Genomic DNA, 15715 nt, shown 5'->3' on the forward strand with positions numbered 1-15715 from the left:
ACCTTATAAAGAAGGAGCATACCGATGAAAATCCGATTTGGCTATGTTTCTACTGCCATCAGTCTTTGGGAGGCTTCACCTTCAAGAACAATCACTTTTACCCGTTATCAGCAATTAAGTAAGAAGGAGCAATCAGCAAAACTACTAGAGCTGACCGCTGAAAATATAAAAAGCACTCGCCGAATGCTTTTATACAATATCGCCCATGAAATCGAATTGTATCGATTGTCCAGCTCAATTGTTCCCCTTGCGACCCATCCTGAAGTGATGTGGGACTTTGTTACACCCTTTCAAAAAGAATGGCAGGAGCTTGGGGACATTATTCGCGGGAATCATTTACGGGTAAGCTTTCACCCCAATCAATTTACATTGTTCACTTCTCCTAAAGATAAAATAACCGATAATGCGGTTATTGATATGGAGTATCACTATCGGATGCTTGAAGCGATGGGTGCAGAAGAAAACTCAGCCTTGAACATCCATATAGGCGGAGCTTATGGAGATAAAGTGGAAACAATTCAACGTTTTCATCAAAATTTAAAAAAGCTTCCCGCTCCAATTAAAGAAGTCATGACCCTAGAAAATGACGATAAAACCTATAATGCCGATGAAACGCTACTAGCCTGTGAAAAGGAATCCATCCGATTCGTCTTTGATTACCATCATCATATGGCCAACCTTGGAGAATTATTGTTACCGGAAATTCTTTCAAGAACAGTTGCTACCTGGGAAAAAACTAGCCTTCCGCCAAAAATCCATGTGTCCTCCCCTAAATCGGAAAAGGCGTTCAGGTCCCATGCCGATTTTGTTGATGTCGAATTTCTGATGCCGTTAATTGGAGCTCTTAAGGAATTAAAGGTGGATGTTGATTTTATGATTGAAGCAAAAAAGAAGGACATGGCCATGCTCCAATTGATTGCTGATATTAGTAAGATTCGCGGAGTGAAGCGTATTAGTGGTGGAACAGTCGAAATTAAATAGAAGGTGCCAAAAAAGGAGCACTTTTCTCCCTTATTCCTCGTCAACCTTTAGAAAATCGGGTTTTCTTTTGTGAATAAAAATAAGGATGGTACCTTTACTGGCACCATCCATTTTTTTATTCCTCAATTAAGTTCAACACAGGTACATCAAGCTCATCATCAGGCTTTACTCTCGAATAAATTCTAGCCATTTTTGTTTTTTCATCGACATTTTGAATGATCACAGGCGTACCATCGTACGTCACATTCACCATGTCCATCGACTCAAGAATTTCCTTTGCGCGACCGACATTCATCCTTCATTCCTCCTAAAAAACTTCATAACCTATTATTTGTTTTTAGTGGAACTTTATGCCTATCTTAAAAAGCTATTTTCGCAAAAATTGTGGTTTTTTCGAAACAATGTTTCACCCGTACTCAATAAGGTTTCGTGGCATCTTTTCGTCTGTTTTTTAAGTTTAGTGTGCAAGAATCTTTGTTTTATTCGCTTATTTTTTATATGATTAGCAACAAGATTTACGAAAAGAGCCTTAAAAAAGAAAAATCCCCTTAAAAAGGGGACCAAAATTACATCTTTTCCGGTGCTGAAACTCCGATTAAGGCTAATGCATTCTTTAAGGTAATTTGTACAGCCTTAATGAGCCTCAGGCGTGCCTTCGTACGCTCAGGATTTTCTGCATCCAATACTTTATCGGCATTATAGAAGCTATGGAAAGCCGTTGCTAATTCAAAAATATAATTAGTAATTCGATGTGGCATCCGCTTCACAGCCGCTTCACCAACCGCTAGTGGGAATTCGCCAAGCTTTTTCAAGACATCGATTTCCTTTTCCGTTTCGATCATGGAGAAATCAGCTTGCTGCTCGAATGTATACCCTTGCTCTTCTCCTGAACGCAAAATGCTACAAATCCGCGCATGGGCATACTGAGCATAAAATACCGGATTTTCATTCGATTGTGAAACAGCCAAATCAAGGTCAAAGTCCATATGTGTATCCGCACTTCTCATTGCAAAGAAGTAACGAACCGCATCAAGCCCCACCTCATCCACTAAATCGCGCATCGTGACAGCCTTACCTGTCCGCTTACTCATCTTCATTTTCTCGCCATCTTTATACAAATGAACAAGCTGGATGATTTCAACCTCTAACGCATCACGCTCATAACCTAACGCCTGGATGGCTGCTTTCATACGTGGAATGTAGCCATGATGGTCCGCACCCCAAATGTTGATCAGCTTTTCAAAACCGCGCTCTAGCTTGTCCTTATGGTAGGCAACATCCGGCAGCAAATACGTGAATGAGCCATCATTTTTAATTAAAACACGATCTTTATCATCACCAAGCTCAGTAGAACGGAACCAAGTTGCTCCACCCTCTTCGAAAATATGGCCATTTTCTTTTAGAGCCGCAAGGGCCGTTTCAATTTTTCCATTCTGATAAAGAGATGTTTCAGAGTACCACACATCAAAGCCCACTCGGAAATCCTCTAAGTCTTGCTTCAGTTTTGCCATTTCATACTTTAATCCGTATTCACGGAAAAAGTCGAAACGCTCCTGCTCATCCACTTCCACATACTTTTTACCGAATTCTTCTGCGAGCTTTTTCCCAATACCAATGATGTCTTCACCGTGGTAGCCGTCCTCCGGCATTTCACGATCAAGGCCTAATGCTTGAAAATAACGCGCTTCAACAGAGCGAGCTAGGTTGTTAATCTGGTTTCCCGCATCATTTATGTAATATTCACGGCTCACATCATAGCCCGCTTTGGCTAGAACATTGCATAGAGAATCCCCGACCGCTGCCCCACGAGCATGTCCTAAATGAAGGTCACCAGTTGGATTCGCCGACACGAACTCGACTTGGATTTTTTGGTCTTCTCCAACTGTTGTTTCGCCGTACTTCTCGCCTGCTTCTAATACAGCCGGAATCAGATCCGTTAAATAACGGTTATTCATATAAAAATTAATAAAGCCAGGACCCGCGATTTCCAACTTTTCAATTGATGCTTTCGTAACATCGAAGTGTTCAATTAGTGCTTCTGCCACCATTCTCGGGGCCTTTTTCGCCACGCGTGCAAGCTGCATCGCCATATTCGTCGAATAATCGCCATGCGACTTATCCTTCGGAGTTTCCAAAATCACATCAGGAATTTGGTCCTCTGTGGCAAGCTGTGCTTTTATAACGGCGTCCTTGATTTCTTGCTTTAATTTATTTTGGACTTGCTCAACTATGTTCATTTGCGGTTCCCTCCTTCTTATAGCTAATTTCTAATTGGTATGTACCAGCATGGTCCTCTTGAAGTCTAAAGTCATATAGAAGATTGAGCTTCCCCTCTTTGCCACTCGTTTGCTGATGGGTTAGGTTCTTCGTATCTGTCATCGTATCCATCGTACCATAAGGTGTTTCGTAATGACCCTTCATTTGATGATTTAGATGAAAAGCAAGACGCATATTCACCGCACCGCTGCGGATAATGACTGCATCTTCATCAGAAAACTTAACAGAAGTCTTGATTTTCCCCACATCCAGCTCTTCCTCATAAAAAAGATAAAAAGCACTCCCCTTATGAAAAAAGCGACCAAAAGTCACCAACTCAAAAACTTCCGACTCATCCCCCTGCGAAATCGTCGTCCGCACCACAACCTTAACCGGCATCTCAAGTGCCACCACACGCCCCATCCAAAAACCACACCCTTCACCACATTAAAGCACATGGGGACTGTCCCCCATCCCTTTAACGTATTAACGCACCCGGGGACTGTCCCCGGGTACATTAAAGCGTTAAAGCAATTTATTATTTTACCCAGCCAAGGATCATTTCACGGATGAGTTTGCTTGCTGTGTTGGCTGTTTGTTCGGAGTTGTCGTAGATTGGTGCGACTTCTACTAGGTCAGCTCCGACTACGTTTACGTCTGACTTGGCAATTTCATGAATAGAAGCCAATAACTCTCTTGAGGTAATTCCACCCGCATCCACTGTACCTGTTCCAGGTGCATGTGCTGGGTCTAATACGTCGATATCAATTGTTACATACACAGGACGCCCTGCTAATGTCGGTAGAATTTCTTTTAATGGTTGGTGGACATCAAATTTAGAAATGTGCATGCCGACCTTTTTAGCCCACTCAAATTCTTCCTTCATTCCAGAACGAATCCCAAATGAATATACATTGCTAGGTCCAATTAACTCCGCGATTTTACGAATTGGAGTAGAATGTGATAACGGCTCGCCTTCGTAGTTTTCACGAAGATCGGTATGAGCGTCCATATGGATAATCGCTAAATTAGGGTATTTTTTATAAACAGCTTTCATAACAGGCCAAGAAACTAAATGCTCCCCACCCATTCCAAGTGGAAACTTGCCATCTGCTAGAATTTTATCTACATAATCTTCAATCATATCGATGCTCTTTTGTGGATTTCCGAATGGTAATGGAATATCGCCAGCATCAAAATATTTCACTTCTTCTAGCTCACGATCTAAGTACGCGCTGTACTCTTCAAGACCAATCGATACCTCACGAATTCTAGCAGGGCCGAAACGTGAACCAGGACGGTAGCTCACTGTCCAATCCATTGGCATTCCGTAAAGAACCGCTTGGCTTTCTTCATAGTTTGGAAAGCTTTTTATAAAAACATTACCTGAGTAGGCTTCATCAAAACGCATGTAAATTCCCTCACTTTTATGTATTTATTTACGAAAAGCGGAGCCACTTTTATCAAAAAGTGACTCCCTTTATTTTCTAACCAATTAATTACTCCACTAAATCCTTCACAAACTTCGGTAAAACAAAAGCTGCATTGTGAAGCTCTTTTGTATAGTACTTAGTATCAATTTCATGGAAACGCTCTTCGCTTACTTGAAGCGGGTCATGCTTTTTAGAACCTAATGTGAATGCCCACATGCCACTTGGATACGTTGGAATGTTGGCAATATAAAGCTTCGTAATATTGAAGATTTCTTTAACATCCTTTTGAACCTGACGAATTAAATCCGCTTTGAACCAAGGGTTGTCCGATTGCGCAACGAAAATTCCATCTTCTTTTAACGCTTTCGCGATTCCAGCATAAAAGCCTTTTGTAAATAGGTTAACCGCTGGTCCAACAGGCTCAGTAGAATCAACCATAATTACGTCATACTCATTTTCGCTATTAGCGATGTGCATGAAGCCGTCATCCACTTGTACATCTACACGCGGATCGTCTAGCATTCCAGCGATGGAAGGTAAGAATTTTTTAGAGTACTCGATTACTTTTCCGTCGATATCTACTAAAGTCGCCTTTTTCACGCTAGGGTGCTTTAACACTTCACGGATAACGCCACCGTCTCCACCACCAACAACTAATACATTTTCAGGATTTGGATGCGTAAATAAAGGAATATGTGCAACCATTTCATGATAGACAAACTCATCGACTTCAGATGTCATAACCATGTCATCTAATAGAAGCATATTACCCCATTCTGCTGTTTCCACCATATCTAACTTTTGAAAATCAGTTTGCTCTGTATGTAAAGTACGGTTCACTTTCATCGTGATACCAAAGTTTTCTGTCTGTTTTTCTGTAAACCAAATGCTCATTTTTCCCTCTTCCTTTCCTAATAAAAAAGCAATTTTATTGTTAATTGAATTTTAACCATCTTCAATAATATTTCCCTAATTGTAAAAATACAAACACGAAGAAAAGTATAAAGGAACACAACGAAAATGCAAGAAAAATTTTTCTCGTGCGGTAAATGTTTAAAACTCTGCCAAATATTTCATACTATTACTATGGAGGTGGTATGTTATGGAGTTAATGACGGATACTCGGTTTAGAAGGACGCTTAAAGTTTTGCGGGCCTTATTTTTTATCAGTATGATTGGTTTGACTTTGGCGTTTCTATTTATCGCAGGTGTCTTAATTTACGCCAAAATACTAGGGCCACCACCGCTTGCCATACCTCAATCAACCCTTTACTATTCCGCTGATGGAAACATCATTGGGGAAAGTAATAATGGCCAAAAACGCTACTGGATTCCATCTGACAAAATCGCAAAACCTGTAATGGAAGCCACTGTCGCAATTGAGGACCGAAAATTTTATGACCATAATGGGTTTGATTATAAACGGATTGCTGGTGCCGTTCTCGCTGACATTAAGGCATTGGCGAAGGTTCAAGGGGCTAGTACTATCACCCAGCAATTCGCACGGAACCTCTACCTTGTTCATGATAAAACATGGAGCCGTAAATTAATGGAGGCCTTCTACACGATGCGTCTCGAAATGAATTACACAAAGGAAGAAATACTTGAAGGTTATTTAAATACAATCTATTATGGCCACGGTGCTTACGGTATTCAAGCAGCCAGCCAATACTTTTTTGGAAAAGATGCAGACCAACTTACCTTAGCAGAATCCACATTATTAGCTGGCGTTCCAAAGGGTCCAAGCATTTATTCCCCTTTTGCTTCGATTGAAAAAGCGAAGCAACGTCAAAAAATCATCTTAAATATGATGGTTGAACAGGATATGATAGATAAAAAAACGGCAAATAAAGCAGCATTAGAACCACTCAAATTTATTGGAAAATATCCACATGCCAGAAAAGAAATCGCCCCTTATTATCAGGATGCGGTTCGGAACGCCTTAAAAAACCAATTAAATATTGATGATCGCACCATTGAACTCGGTGGTTTAAAGGTTTATACCACTCTCGATACTGAGCAACAGAAGGTGGCCGAAGAGACTGTCGCTATGTTGATTTCTAAAGAATCCGAAATTGAAGTTGGACTTGTGGCGATGAATCCGAAAAATGGACATGTCAAAGCCATGGTCGGTGGCAGAGATTATGATAAAAGTCCGTTCAATCGATCCATTCAAGCGGTTCGTCATCCAGGTTCAACTATTAAGCCGCTTTTATATTATGCAGCACTTGAACAAGGGTTTACCCCTTCAACCATGATGCGCAGTGAGCCAACTACCTTTAAATTTCAGGATGAGCGACCAGATTATTCGCCACATAACTTTAACAGTCTGTATGCGAACGAGGAAATTACCCTCGCACAAGCGCTAGCCGTTTCGGACAATGTGATTGCCGTTAAAACACATCTTTTTCTAGGCGAAGAAGTGCTTGTCGACACGGTCAAACGCTTTGGCATCCAATCCAAAATGGCTAAAGTACCATCCTTAGCCCTTGGAACATCAGGAGTTCGCGTGCTTGAAATCGCGAATGCCTATAGCCATTTTGCTAATGGTGGAAAAAAAGTCGAGCCAGTCTTCATTACTCGCGTCGAAAACTATAAAGGTGATGTCATTTATAAGCATGAAACCGAAAATGAAACCGTTCTTGATCCAAAACAAGCGTTTGTCATGACGAATATGCTAAGCGGCATCTTTGACCCTAAACTAAATGGTTATACAAGCGTGACAGGAAATACATTAATTAATCATATGACAAGACCATACGCTGGCAAATCGGGATCTACTGATTCTGATAGCTGGATGGTTGGGTTTTCCCCTCAATTGGTCTCAGCTGTTTGGACTGGCTATGATGTGGGCAAACCAATTGAACGAACAGTGGAAAAAATGTATGCCAAAAATATTTGGCTTAGATTTATGGAAGGCGCTCTAAAGGACGAGCCCATTAAAAATTTTAAACGTCCTAAAGAAGGTGTCGTAGGCGTATATCTGAATCCGGCAAATGGAAAGCTTGCTTCTCCCGATTGTCCAGTCAAGCGCTTTACCTATTTTGTCACAGGTACAGAGCCAACTGAATATTGCACAGACCATCTAAATCATACAATCATTAAAGAAAAACCAAAGGAAAAAGAAAAGAAAAAACCATGGTATAAAAAACTATGGGGATTTTGATAATAGACAAAATGAAAAGCCTCGGGTGTCTACTCCCGAGACTTTTCGTGTCCTAGTTCTACATGTACTTATTTTAGTCCATGCTGCTTTAAGTTTACTTTTTTTTAATGAAATCATCAAGTACTTATATTTTTCTAGAAAAACTTTTTCATTATTCTACTTTAAGTGAAGTTTTCAATTCTTCAGATGAATTATTCCAAATCTCTTCATTATGATTTTTCAAAAATTCTCCTAAAACTTTTTTAGAAGCATCATCCATGTGCTCCACAATAATTTTACGCTTAATCGACTTATCTAAATTATTTACATGCTCTGGAAGCGACTTGTATCCCCTACGAATACTGCGATCGACCGTCATCTCACAGGCTGTTACACCTGCATAATAAGGGCCTTCTTCTCGACGGTCAATCGTCACCCAAATTAGCCAGTATGGCTTCCCATTCGGTACTTCTGCTTTATTTGGTAAAAATTTAATTCCTTTTTCCACATCTGTACGAGCATGCATTGCACCAATTTCAATCGAGGCTGTTCCCGCTTCTACATCAATGATAACAGGAGAAACATTATTCAAACTTAGTGTTCCGACACCAAAGCCACCGTGACCATCTGTCGAATCATTCTTAATGATATTAAAGCCAACTTTTTTCTTTTTCTCTTCCATAAAAAAACTCCTTCCTTAGACACTAAAAATTTGAGCAAAAAATTCATTGATTCCATTAGCGACAAACGGCAATACTGTTTGAAAAATGGGAGTAATCGTATATTTATCTAATGGCGTTAAAACTAAGATTAAAAAGATTAGCGATCCATAGGCTTCATATTGAGTCATCCTTGCCCGAATTCGATTTGGTGCTAAATCCTCGATGATGCGATACCCATCTAAAGGAGGAAGTGGCAAGAGGTTAAATATGAATAGAACAAGATTTAAGTCGATAAAAATATTTAAAAAATCGATCACCGTTAACGGTAATTGTTGGGCGATTCCAGTGGCAATACAAATGTACCAGAACAAAAAGGCGATTAAAACTAACAATAGATTACTCAACGGTCCTGCTATAGAAACAAGGATTCCAGCAAGACGCGGATTCTTAAAGAAAAAACGGTTTACTGGAACAGGCCTCGCCCATCCAAACCCTACAATAAAAATTAATAATGTACCAATAGGGTCAAGATGCAGAATCGGATTTAGCGTTAATCTCCCTTGCTTTTTGGCCGTGTCATCACCGAACTTGTAAGCCACATAGGCATGCGCAAACTCATGAAGGGTAAAGGCAATCATTAATGTCATGGCGACAAATGGTATTTTATTCAATGGATAGGCTAAAAATCCTGTTAAACCTTGCAATCCTTCCAACTCGATCGCGCTCCTTTTAATAGCTATTTAAATAAAGTATACATGAAATCTCGACCGAATTGAAATTTAGAGAAGGTGTACTATTTTTGACCTTGATTTCTTTGTCGAGATATGAAAGACTACAAAAAGAATCATGAAAGCGTATTCGTTTTACATACGCTATTTCAATCAAAGGGGGAAACCATTTATGCCATACGTTACCGTAAAAATGCTTGAGGGCCGTACTGAAGAGCAAAAAAAGGCGCTAGCCGAAAAAGTAACTGCTGCTGTAAGTGAAACAACGGGTGCACCAGCTGAGAAAATTGTTGTTTTCATTGAAGAAATGTCTAAAAACCACTACGCTGTTGCTGGAAAAAGATTAAGCGACGAAGAGTAAAGATCAAAAAAATTTATTATTGCTACCAATCTAATTTATAATGATCGACCAGGCCAATAGCCTGGTTTTTCCTATTTAAAAGGATAATTTATCAAATCATATTTCCAACCGATATGCTAATGATATGTAGGTAGTTCAATACCATTTAGGAGTGATTTACATGCCACAACAAATTGATGTAAACAAACTAAACCAAGCAAAAGCAAACGTTACTCTTTGCCAAACACTGTTAAGTCAAGCAATAGAAAAAGCATCCTCTGATCCATTGCTTGCTCAAGAAGCAATCAAGCAAGCGAACAATGAAATCACACAGGCGCTTTCGAATGTAAATATGGTACAAAGTGAGCAGGCAGCCCAATCAACCGAATGAACTGTAGACGAGCTCTACTCCGACGAAAACAATAACTACTTTATCTTTGCCGTTCATTTGTAGTATTTCCTTTTTAATACTAAAAAAAGCTAAGTCCCTAAACCAAGGACTTAGCTTTCTCCTTCAATGATTCAATATAAGAATACGCATCCGAAATTTCTTCCAGTGTATACTTCTGCTTACTCTTAAGCGTAAAAACCTTCTCCGCCACTTCTTCACGTGACAGATTTTCAAAATAAAGCACGGTTGACACAAGCTCAAGGAATCTAGCATTCTGCTCATTCATATCCAACAAACAATCTGGCAAACAAGGCATTTCAACTTCATTTAAACTTAAAAACTCTTTCCCAGAATCTGTTAACGAATAACGATACTGAAAATATCCACCCTTTTTCTCCCTAATTTCCTCGACAAAGCCCAAATTACTAAGCTCCTCGACGCGTAGTGTTAGCTCCTCTGAATAGGGGCCGTAAAAATGAAATTGGAATCTTTCTTGGAATGGAAACGATAGCTTTTTGGCAATGTAGATAATTTTTTGAAGCTTCTTTCGCCCCGTGATTTCCCCGGTCGCTTCAATCGCGTACATAAGTTTAGCGTGATCCTTAAGCAATGCTCGTCATCTCCCACATCAATTATTACAGGTTATCTATCTAATAAAGCTTGAATTTGTTTTTTGACGTTTTTCTTTGAAGTATAGTCAGAAAGGAAATCCGCAGGAAAATAGAGCTTATGGTCCGTTCTTCTTTTTCCAGAAATCGCATCCACAATCGCTGACTCTCTTGAAAGCTCACGAATTTCGTTATTTTTCATTAAAAGTTGGATCGGTAGCCTTTCTTCCTCTTCCCCTGGACGGTAAAAATCATACGGTAAATCAGAGGAGGAGTCGACGACTAAATAATAGTCTGGGTCAATTCCAGCCTTTTTAAATAATAAACTTAACTCAGCCATTTTTTTATACTCTTTTGCTGGGTCAAATTCAACATATTGGAAAAGATTACGGTTCATAAATCGACGACAAAGGTCACTTAAAATCGAATCCTCTTCCTCCTGCCACATTTGGAAATAGTAGAGAATAATCGATTCATCTAATTTTAAATAATCCTCAAGAGTTGTCTCATCCTCAAATAGAGAATAAAAATGAATTGGATGTTGTTTAAAAGAATAGTATTTTTCGTGCAAATGCTTTGCTCGGTGTAAAATTTTCGTCAAAATCACTTCGGCACTGCGGCTAACTGGATGGAAGTAGACTTGCCAATACATTTGATAGCGGCTCATAATATAGTCTTCAACAGCATGCATGCCGCTCTGCTTAATAACCACCTGATCCTCACGCGGCCGCATCACACGTAAAATCCGCTCCATATCAAAATGCCCATAACTAACACCCGTATAATAGGCATCACGCTGAAGGTAATCCATTCGGTCTGCATCAATTTGGCTCGATATCAAACTGACGACCTGTTTATTGGAATACGTCTTTGCGATAACCTCGGCTACCTTTTTCGGAAAATCAGCTCCTACTTTCATTAGAACCGCATTTACCTCGGTATCCCCTAAAATAATCTTTTGTGTAAACTCTTCATGATCTAAATCAAATACCTTCTCAAAGCTATGTGAAAATGGACCATGCCCAAGATCATGAAGAAGTCCCGCACATAAAGATACTAACCGTTCCTCTTCATTCCACTCAGGCCGCCCTTTAAATACATCATCGATAATGCGACGGATAATCTCATAAACTCCTAGCGAATGACTAAAGCGACTATGCTCCGCTCCATGGAAGGTAAGATACGTTGTCCCAAGCTGTTTAATTCGACGCAGTCTTTGGAACTCTTTTGTTCCGACTAAATCCCAAATGACCCGGTCGCGAACATGGACATATCGATGCACTGGATCTTTAAATACCTTTTCTTCCATAAGCTTTTCTGTCCCGTATCCCATTCCTTTCCCCTCTTTCACTTCGTGAGTTATATCCTTATTATACCTACAATCCTCGCTAATTACAGCCAAATTTCGCCAAATTTCTACTTTTTAAGAGTAAAAAAATCACCTATCCAAGTTCAGACAAAGGTGATTTATGGTGAGTTATTTCAGCTTTTTTTGAACCTTTTCGATCAGTTCCTCTTCGGTTAACGCTGCGACAGGACGATTATTTACAAATGCAAACGTCTTTTTACGTCCGGGTCCACAGTAGGATTGACAGCCAATCTCTACCTTTGCATCTGGATCCAATTTTTCTAAACGAGGGATAAGTGTTTTTAAATTGACCGCCTGGCAGTCATCGCAAACACGGAATTCGTTTGCCATTTCTATTACAACCCTTTCGGTTAAAAAATATATTCACTGCACCTAATTTTCCATGAATAAATGTACATGCTAAAGCTGATTTTACCGCTTATCGCCAGTCATTGCAACCCAACTAAAAAACAACATACCAATCTCACTTTTCAAAAAAATCTATTATCCTTTTAGGGCTACTAGCTTAATTTGCTAAATTACTTCGTTTTTTAGTATAAGGGCAAAAAAACTTGGTCTTTTAGCTTTAGTTGCTAAATTACTTCGTTTTTCTAGTATAAAAGCTAAAAGACTTGGTTTTTTTGCTTAATTTGCTAAATTACTTAGTTTCTTAGTATAAAAGCTAAAAAACTTGGTGATGCTGAAACTATAGTTAAAGAAACCTTGAGTGAAAAATCGTTAACCCACTAGATTACCAATTTAACAATAGGGGTTTCTTGAAAGATATTAATTTTAACAAATTTAGGGAGTTGAAAAAAATGAAAGTAAGACAAGATGCATGGACAGATGAAGATGATTTATTGTTGGCAGAAACGGTTTTAAGGCATGTTAGAGAAGGAAGCACACAGCTGAACGCCTTCGAAGAAGTAGGAGACAAGTTAAACAGGACTTCTGCAGCCTGTGGTTTTCGATGGAATGCAGTAGTTCGACACCGTTATGAAAAGGCTTTATCCCTTTCTAAAAAGCAACGCAAGCAAAAGAATCGTATTCTTGGCAAGGATCAAGGCGGAAAGAAGAAACTATTATATACTCCTCCAGTTACTCCTTTAGAAGAATTAGAGACAATGGTTGAGATTGGTGAGCTTAATATGGTAGAAGCTGAGGACGTTAACATACCAACCGAGGTTCCTATGTATCAAATTAGCCAACCAAAGCAGGTAACACAGCCACAATACATGCCACAACCTCGCGATTCTTCTACTCTTACAATGGATAGGGTTATTAGCTTCTTGCAAAATATTGGTCAATCCAATTTGCAAAGGGATGCCCTAAAAAGTGAGAATGGAAGATTGCAATTAGAAATTGCAGAATTGCGCAAACGTAATGCCGAATTAGAAGCTAGAGTGAACGAATTAGAGCAGCAAACAGACATGGTTCAAGAAGATTACGAAACATTAATGAAAATCATGAATCGCGCTAGAAAACTAGTTCTTTTTGAAGAAGAAGAACGCCCAGCCACTAAATTCAAAATGGACCGAAATGGTAATTTAGAAAAGGTTGCTGAATAAATAGAAAAGCATTTTTTGGGAGAGAGAAACTTAGCAACATCCTTTAAAATAGGGACTGCCATTTAACGGCAGTCCCTTTTAGCTATTCTATATTCAGCATTTTCGCATTTCTTTCCACTACTCTTTTAAAATAGCCATCAAATAAAGTGATTTCATAGGATGTTAACATTCCTGCTGAAATTTGTTCACTATGATTTTTTAAAGTCGTCAAAAACCTCAGCATCACATCTTGAATTGAAAGTTCTACTTGTAACAGCTCCGATAAGGAAGCCATAACCTCTGGATTTATGTCAGGATAAGTGAATTTCGTAGGCTGGTTTTTTTTAGCAATCGAATAGAAGTTATCAATTAGCTTCGCCCGATCACTCCCACTCCCGTTTACACAAAGATAAATTTGAACAGCGACGCCATTCCGTAATCGACGCTGCGATATACCCGCGAACTTTTGGCCATTGATGCTTAGATCAAAGCTTCCTGGACAATAGGAACCCGTAATTTCCCGCGCTTCAATGTTGCAATTGAAGTCCTTAAACATTTCCTTTACGAGCTGCCACATAGCGTCATAGCCACTATCAATATCTATTTTTCTTTCCATTTCTCGAAAAATGAGGGTTAAATTTAATACCCCTTCATCAAGAACTACTGCTAAACCACCTGAATTGCGAACAATATATTGATAGCCTTGCTGCTCCAGGTATTGCAGTCCTTCTGTTAAAAAAGGTAGTTTCGAATCATGAATCCCTAAAACAATCGTTTGATGGTGGACCCATGCTCTAGCCGTCGACGGCGATTCGCCATTTCCAACCGCTTCACATAAAGTATCGTCTGTACCAAATGATTGCAGGGCATGGAAATGTGGACCTACACTCGACTGGTCGATGATTCGCCAATGGAGTTGGTGTAAAAGAGGGTTTTCAGTCGTCATCGTTGAATTCTCCTCAATTTAAATGAATATATCTTAGTATATCAAAAAAAAGTGGTGTTTACTTAGTCTTTCGAATTGGAATAAAGTTACTTATGTATGACAATTTTGTGAAAAATGCGCAAAACCTATGAAAATCGGCGCAATGAGCAGCAAAAATAGCGTAAAAAAGAAATAAGACCTTCCCCGAACCTCAATTCGAGTAGGTCTTAATTCTAAATAACCCTATAAACTCTGCGCCGCCGTAATCAACGCCAATTTATATACATCCTCTTCATTACATCCACGTGATAAATCGTTCACCGGCTTATTTAAGCCTTGTAGAATCGGGCCAACAGCTTCGAATCCGCCTAAGCGCTGCGCAATTTTATAACCAATATTACCCGCTTCTAAACTAGGGAAAATAAACACATTGGCATCGCCTTTAATAATCGAATCTGGTGCCTTAGCCTTCGCCACAGAAGGTACAAAAGCGGCATCGAACTGAAACTCACCATCTAAAACTAACATAGGGTTACGACGTTTTGCCTCTTCCACTGCCTCAGAAACCTTATCTGTCTCAGGAGATTTCGCTGAACCCTTCGTTGAAAAGCTTAACATCGCCACTCTTGGCTCAATATCAAACATGTCAGCTGTTTTTGCACTTTCAATTGCAATTTCAGCTAAATCCTGACTATCCGGAGAAATATTAATCGCGCAATCAGCGAATACGTACTTTTCATCTTCGCGAACCATAATAAACACACCAGATGTTTTGCGTACGCCATCTTTTGTTTTAATAATTTGCAAGGCTGGTCGAACGGTATCTGCTGTTGAATGAGCAGCCCCACTCACCAAGCCATGAGCTTGATTGGTATGTACGAGCATGGTGCCAAAGTAGTTTTCATCTAGCAAAATCTTACGTGCGTCCTCCTCCGATGCTTTTCCTTTTCGTCTCTCTACAAAGGACGTAACTAAATCATCGAATTGGCCGAAGTTCGCCGGATCATAGATCTCGACAGAATCTAAGGATATGCCAAGTTCACTAGCCTTACCCTTTATTTCTTGTTCATTACCTATTAAAATTGGAGTCAAAATATTTTCAGCCGCTAATCGGCTAGACGCCTTCAAAATACGCTCATCTGTCCCTTCAGGAAAGACAATTTTCAATTCCTTTCCTGTCACCTTTGTTTTTAAACCTGTAAATAAATCACTCATTGTATAACCTCCTCAAGACTTTTCACCTAATAAGCATACTCTTCCGAATGGAAATTTCAATGAAAGAGACCTCTTTCACATGAAATGTTCACTTTTTTGTAAAAATTAAACCCAAAATCAGCTCACTTTTATTATT

Annotated in this window: 17 protein-coding genes; 5 read left to right on the plus strand and 12 right to left on the minus strand. The window is 39.5% G+C overall.

The features are described 5' to 3' along the window. The first annotated feature begins 24 nt into the window (after positions 1 to 24). Positions 25 to 981, plus strand: a complete 957-nt coding sequence (gene uvsE, locus LRP83_RS02000) for a UV DNA damage repair endonuclease UvsE (RefSeq protein ID WP_230494990.1) — start codon at positions 25 to 27, stop codon at positions 979 to 981. A 115-nt stretch (positions 982 to 1096) separates the two neighbouring features. On the opposite strand, the gene LRP83_RS02005 is transcribed toward uvsE, so the two are convergent. From LRP83_RS02005 to speE, 5 genes are all read right to left on the minus strand, one after another. Continuing rightward, positions 1097 to 1276 (minus strand): H-type small acid-soluble spore protein, encoded by a 180-nt coding sequence (locus LRP83_RS02005; protein WP_230494991.1) that lies wholly within the window; start codon positions 1274 to 1276, stop codon positions 1097 to 1099. 271 nt (positions 1277 to 1547) lie between these two features. Beyond that, complete coding sequence (gene argS, locus LRP83_RS02010; protein ID WP_230494992.1) at positions 1548 to 3218, minus strand: arginine--tRNA ligase; 1671 nt, start codon at positions 3216 to 3218, stop codon at positions 1548 to 1550. Further along, on the minus strand, positions 3205 to 3660 hold the full coding sequence (locus LRP83_RS02015) for a YwiB family protein (RefSeq protein ID WP_230494993.1): 456 nt from the start codon (positions 3658 to 3660) through the stop codon (positions 3205 to 3207). Before LRP83_RS02015 ends, argS begins: the two co-directional genes overlap by 14 nt. A 115-nt stretch (positions 3661 to 3775) precedes the next feature. Further along, positions 3776 to 4648: an agmatinase gene (gene speB, locus LRP83_RS02020; RefSeq protein WP_230494994.1), complete on the minus strand. Its 873-nt coding sequence runs from the start codon at positions 4646 to 4648 to the stop codon at positions 3776 to 3778. Between the two features lie 88 nt (positions 4649 to 4736). Then, a complete protein-coding gene (gene speE, locus LRP83_RS02025) occupies positions 4737 to 5564 on the minus strand; it encodes a spermidine synthase (protein WP_230494995.1) in 828 nt (275 codons plus the stop codon). A 208-nt stretch (positions 5565 to 5772) separates the two neighbouring features. Here speE and LRP83_RS02030 point away from each other — a divergent pair, with 208 nt between their 5' ends. Then, the gene (locus LRP83_RS02030; RefSeq protein ID WP_230494996.1) at positions 5773 to 7836 is read left to right on the plus strand and encodes a transglycosylase domain-containing protein; all 2064 of its coding nucleotides are present in this window, start codon (positions 5773 to 5775) and stop codon (positions 7834 to 7836) included. A 151-nt stretch (positions 7837 to 7987) separates the two neighbouring features. Here the strand turns inward: LRP83_RS02030 and LRP83_RS02035 are convergent, their stop codons facing one another. Next, entirely contained in the window at positions 7988 to 8497 is a 510-nt protein-coding gene (locus tag LRP83_RS02035; RefSeq protein WP_230494997.1) for a YwhD family protein, read from the minus strand. A 15-nt stretch (positions 8498 to 8512) separates the two neighbouring features. Beyond that, a complete protein-coding gene (locus LRP83_RS02040) occupies positions 8513 to 9124 on the minus strand; it encodes a site-2 protease family protein (RefSeq protein WP_230495089.1) in 612 nt (203 codons plus the stop codon). Between the two features lie 199 nt (positions 9125 to 9323). Between LRP83_RS02040 and thmT the strand changes: the two genes are divergently transcribed. Then, a complete protein-coding gene (thmT, locus tag LRP83_RS02045) occupies positions 9324 to 9566 on the plus strand; it encodes a 2-hydroxymuconate tautomerase (protein WP_290369476.1) in 243 nt (80 codons plus the stop codon). Between the two features lie 160 nt (positions 9567 to 9726). Next, positions 9727 to 9936 (plus strand): hypothetical protein, encoded by a 210-nt coding sequence (locus tag LRP83_RS02050; protein ID WP_230494999.1) that lies wholly within the window; start codon positions 9727 to 9729, stop codon positions 9934 to 9936. Positions 9937 to 10033: 97 nt separating this feature from the next. Here LRP83_RS02050 and LRP83_RS02055 read toward each other — a convergent pair whose 3' ends face one another. The 3 genes from LRP83_RS02055 to LRP83_RS02065 all read right to left on the minus strand — a co-directional run bounded on the left by LRP83_RS02055 (position 10034) and on the right by LRP83_RS02065 (position 12243). After that, entirely contained in the window at positions 10034 to 10546 is a 513-nt protein-coding gene (locus tag LRP83_RS02055; RefSeq protein WP_230495000.1) for a YwgA family protein, read from the minus strand. Between the two features lie 32 nt (positions 10547 to 10578). Further along, positions 10579 to 11877, minus strand: a complete 1299-nt coding sequence (locus LRP83_RS02060) for an HD domain-containing protein (protein WP_230495001.1) — start codon at positions 11875 to 11877, stop codon at positions 10579 to 10581. A gap of 144 nt (positions 11878 to 12021) precedes the next feature. After that, entirely contained in the window at positions 12022 to 12243 is a 222-nt protein-coding gene (locus LRP83_RS02065; RefSeq protein ID WP_230495002.1) for a YuzB family protein, read from the minus strand. A gap of 467 nt (positions 12244 to 12710) precedes the next feature. On the opposite strand from LRP83_RS02065, the gene LRP83_RS02070 reads away from it, so the two are divergent. Beyond that, the gene (locus tag LRP83_RS02070; RefSeq protein ID WP_230495003.1) at positions 12711 to 13460 is read left to right on the plus strand and encodes an RsfA family transcriptional regulator; all 750 of its coding nucleotides are present in this window, start codon (positions 12711 to 12713) and stop codon (positions 13458 to 13460) included. Positions 13461 to 13542: 82 nt separating this feature from the next. On the opposite strand, the gene lipL is transcribed toward LRP83_RS02070, so the two are convergent. Both lipL and pta read right to left on the minus strand, forming a co-directional pair. Beyond that, a complete protein-coding gene (gene lipL / locus LRP83_RS02075; protein WP_230495004.1) occupies positions 13543 to 14385 on the minus strand; it encodes an octanoyl-[GcvH]:protein N-octanoyltransferase in 843 nt (280 codons plus the stop codon). A gap of 222 nt (positions 14386 to 14607) precedes the next feature. Next, the gene (gene pta / locus LRP83_RS02080; protein ID WP_230495005.1) at positions 14608 to 15579 is read right to left on the minus strand and encodes a phosphate acetyltransferase; all 972 of its coding nucleotides are present in this window, start codon (positions 15577 to 15579) and stop codon (positions 14608 to 14610) included. Positions 15580 to 15715: the final 136 nt, after the last annotated feature.

Source organism: Pseudoneobacillus rhizosphaerae, assembly GCF_917563885.1.
GTDB lineage: Bacteria > Bacillota > Bacilli > Bacillales > Cytobacillaceae > Pseudoneobacillus > Pseudoneobacillus rhizosphaerae.

Bases quoted from the DNA above. Each gene is read 5' to 3' on its own strand.
- speE (WP_230494995.1), bottom strand. From the start codon at position 5,564: ATGAGCATTTGGTTTACAGAAAAACAGACAGAAAACTTTGGTATCACG.
- LRP83_RS02065 (WP_230495002.1), bottom strand. From the start codon at position 12,243: ATGGCAAACGAATTCCGTGTTTGCGATGACTGCCAGGCGGTCAATTTA.
- LRP83_RS02070 (WP_230495003.1), top strand. From the start codon at position 12,711: ATGAAAGTAAGACAAGATGCATGGACAGATGAAGATGATTTATTGTTG.
- LRP83_RS02030 (WP_230494996.1), top strand. From the start codon at position 5,773: ATGGAGTTAATGACGGATACTCGGTTTAGAAGGACGCTTAAAGTTTTG.
- LRP83_RS02035 (WP_230494997.1), bottom strand. From the start codon at position 8,497: ATGGAAGAGAAAAAGAAAAAAGTTGGCTTTAATATCATTAAGAATGAT.
- uvsE (WP_230494990.1), top strand. From the start codon at position 25: ATGAAAATCCGATTTGGCTATGTTTCTACTGCCATCAGTCTTTGGGAG.
- pta (WP_230495005.1), bottom strand. From the start codon at position 15,579: ATGAGTGATTTATTTACAGGTTTAAAAACAAAGGTGACAGGAAAGGAA.
- speB (WP_230494994.1), bottom strand. From the start codon at position 4,648: ATGCGTTTTGATGAAGCCTACTCAGGTAATGTTTTTATAAAAAGCTTT.
- lipL (WP_230495004.1), bottom strand. From the start codon at position 14,385: ATGACGACTGAAAACCCTCTTTTACACCAACTCCATTGGCGAATCATC.
- LRP83_RS02050 (WP_230494999.1), top strand. From the start codon at position 9,727: ATGCCACAACAAATTGATGTAAACAAACTAAACCAAGCAAAAGCAAAC.
- LRP83_RS02015 (WP_230494993.1), bottom strand. From the start codon at position 3,660: ATGGGGCGTGTGGTGGCACTTGAGATGCCGGTTAAGGTTGTGGTGCGG.
- LRP83_RS02005 (WP_230494991.1), bottom strand. From the start codon at position 1,276: ATGAATGTCGGTCGCGCAAAGGAAATTCTTGAGTCGATGGACATGGTG.
- argS (WP_230494992.1), bottom strand. From the start codon at position 3,218: ATGAACATAGTTGAGCAAGTCCAAAATAAATTAAAGCAAGAAATCAAG.
- LRP83_RS02060 (WP_230495001.1), bottom strand. From the start codon at position 11,877: ATGGGATACGGGACAGAAAAGCTTATGGAAGAAAAGGTATTTAAAGAT.
- thmT (WP_290369476.1), top strand. From the start codon at position 9,324: ATGAAAGCGTATTCGTTTTACATACGCTATTTCAATCAAAGGGGGAAA.
- LRP83_RS02040 (WP_230495089.1), bottom strand. From the start codon at position 9,124: ATGACATTAATGATTGCCTTTACCCTTCATGAGTTTGCGCATGCCTAT.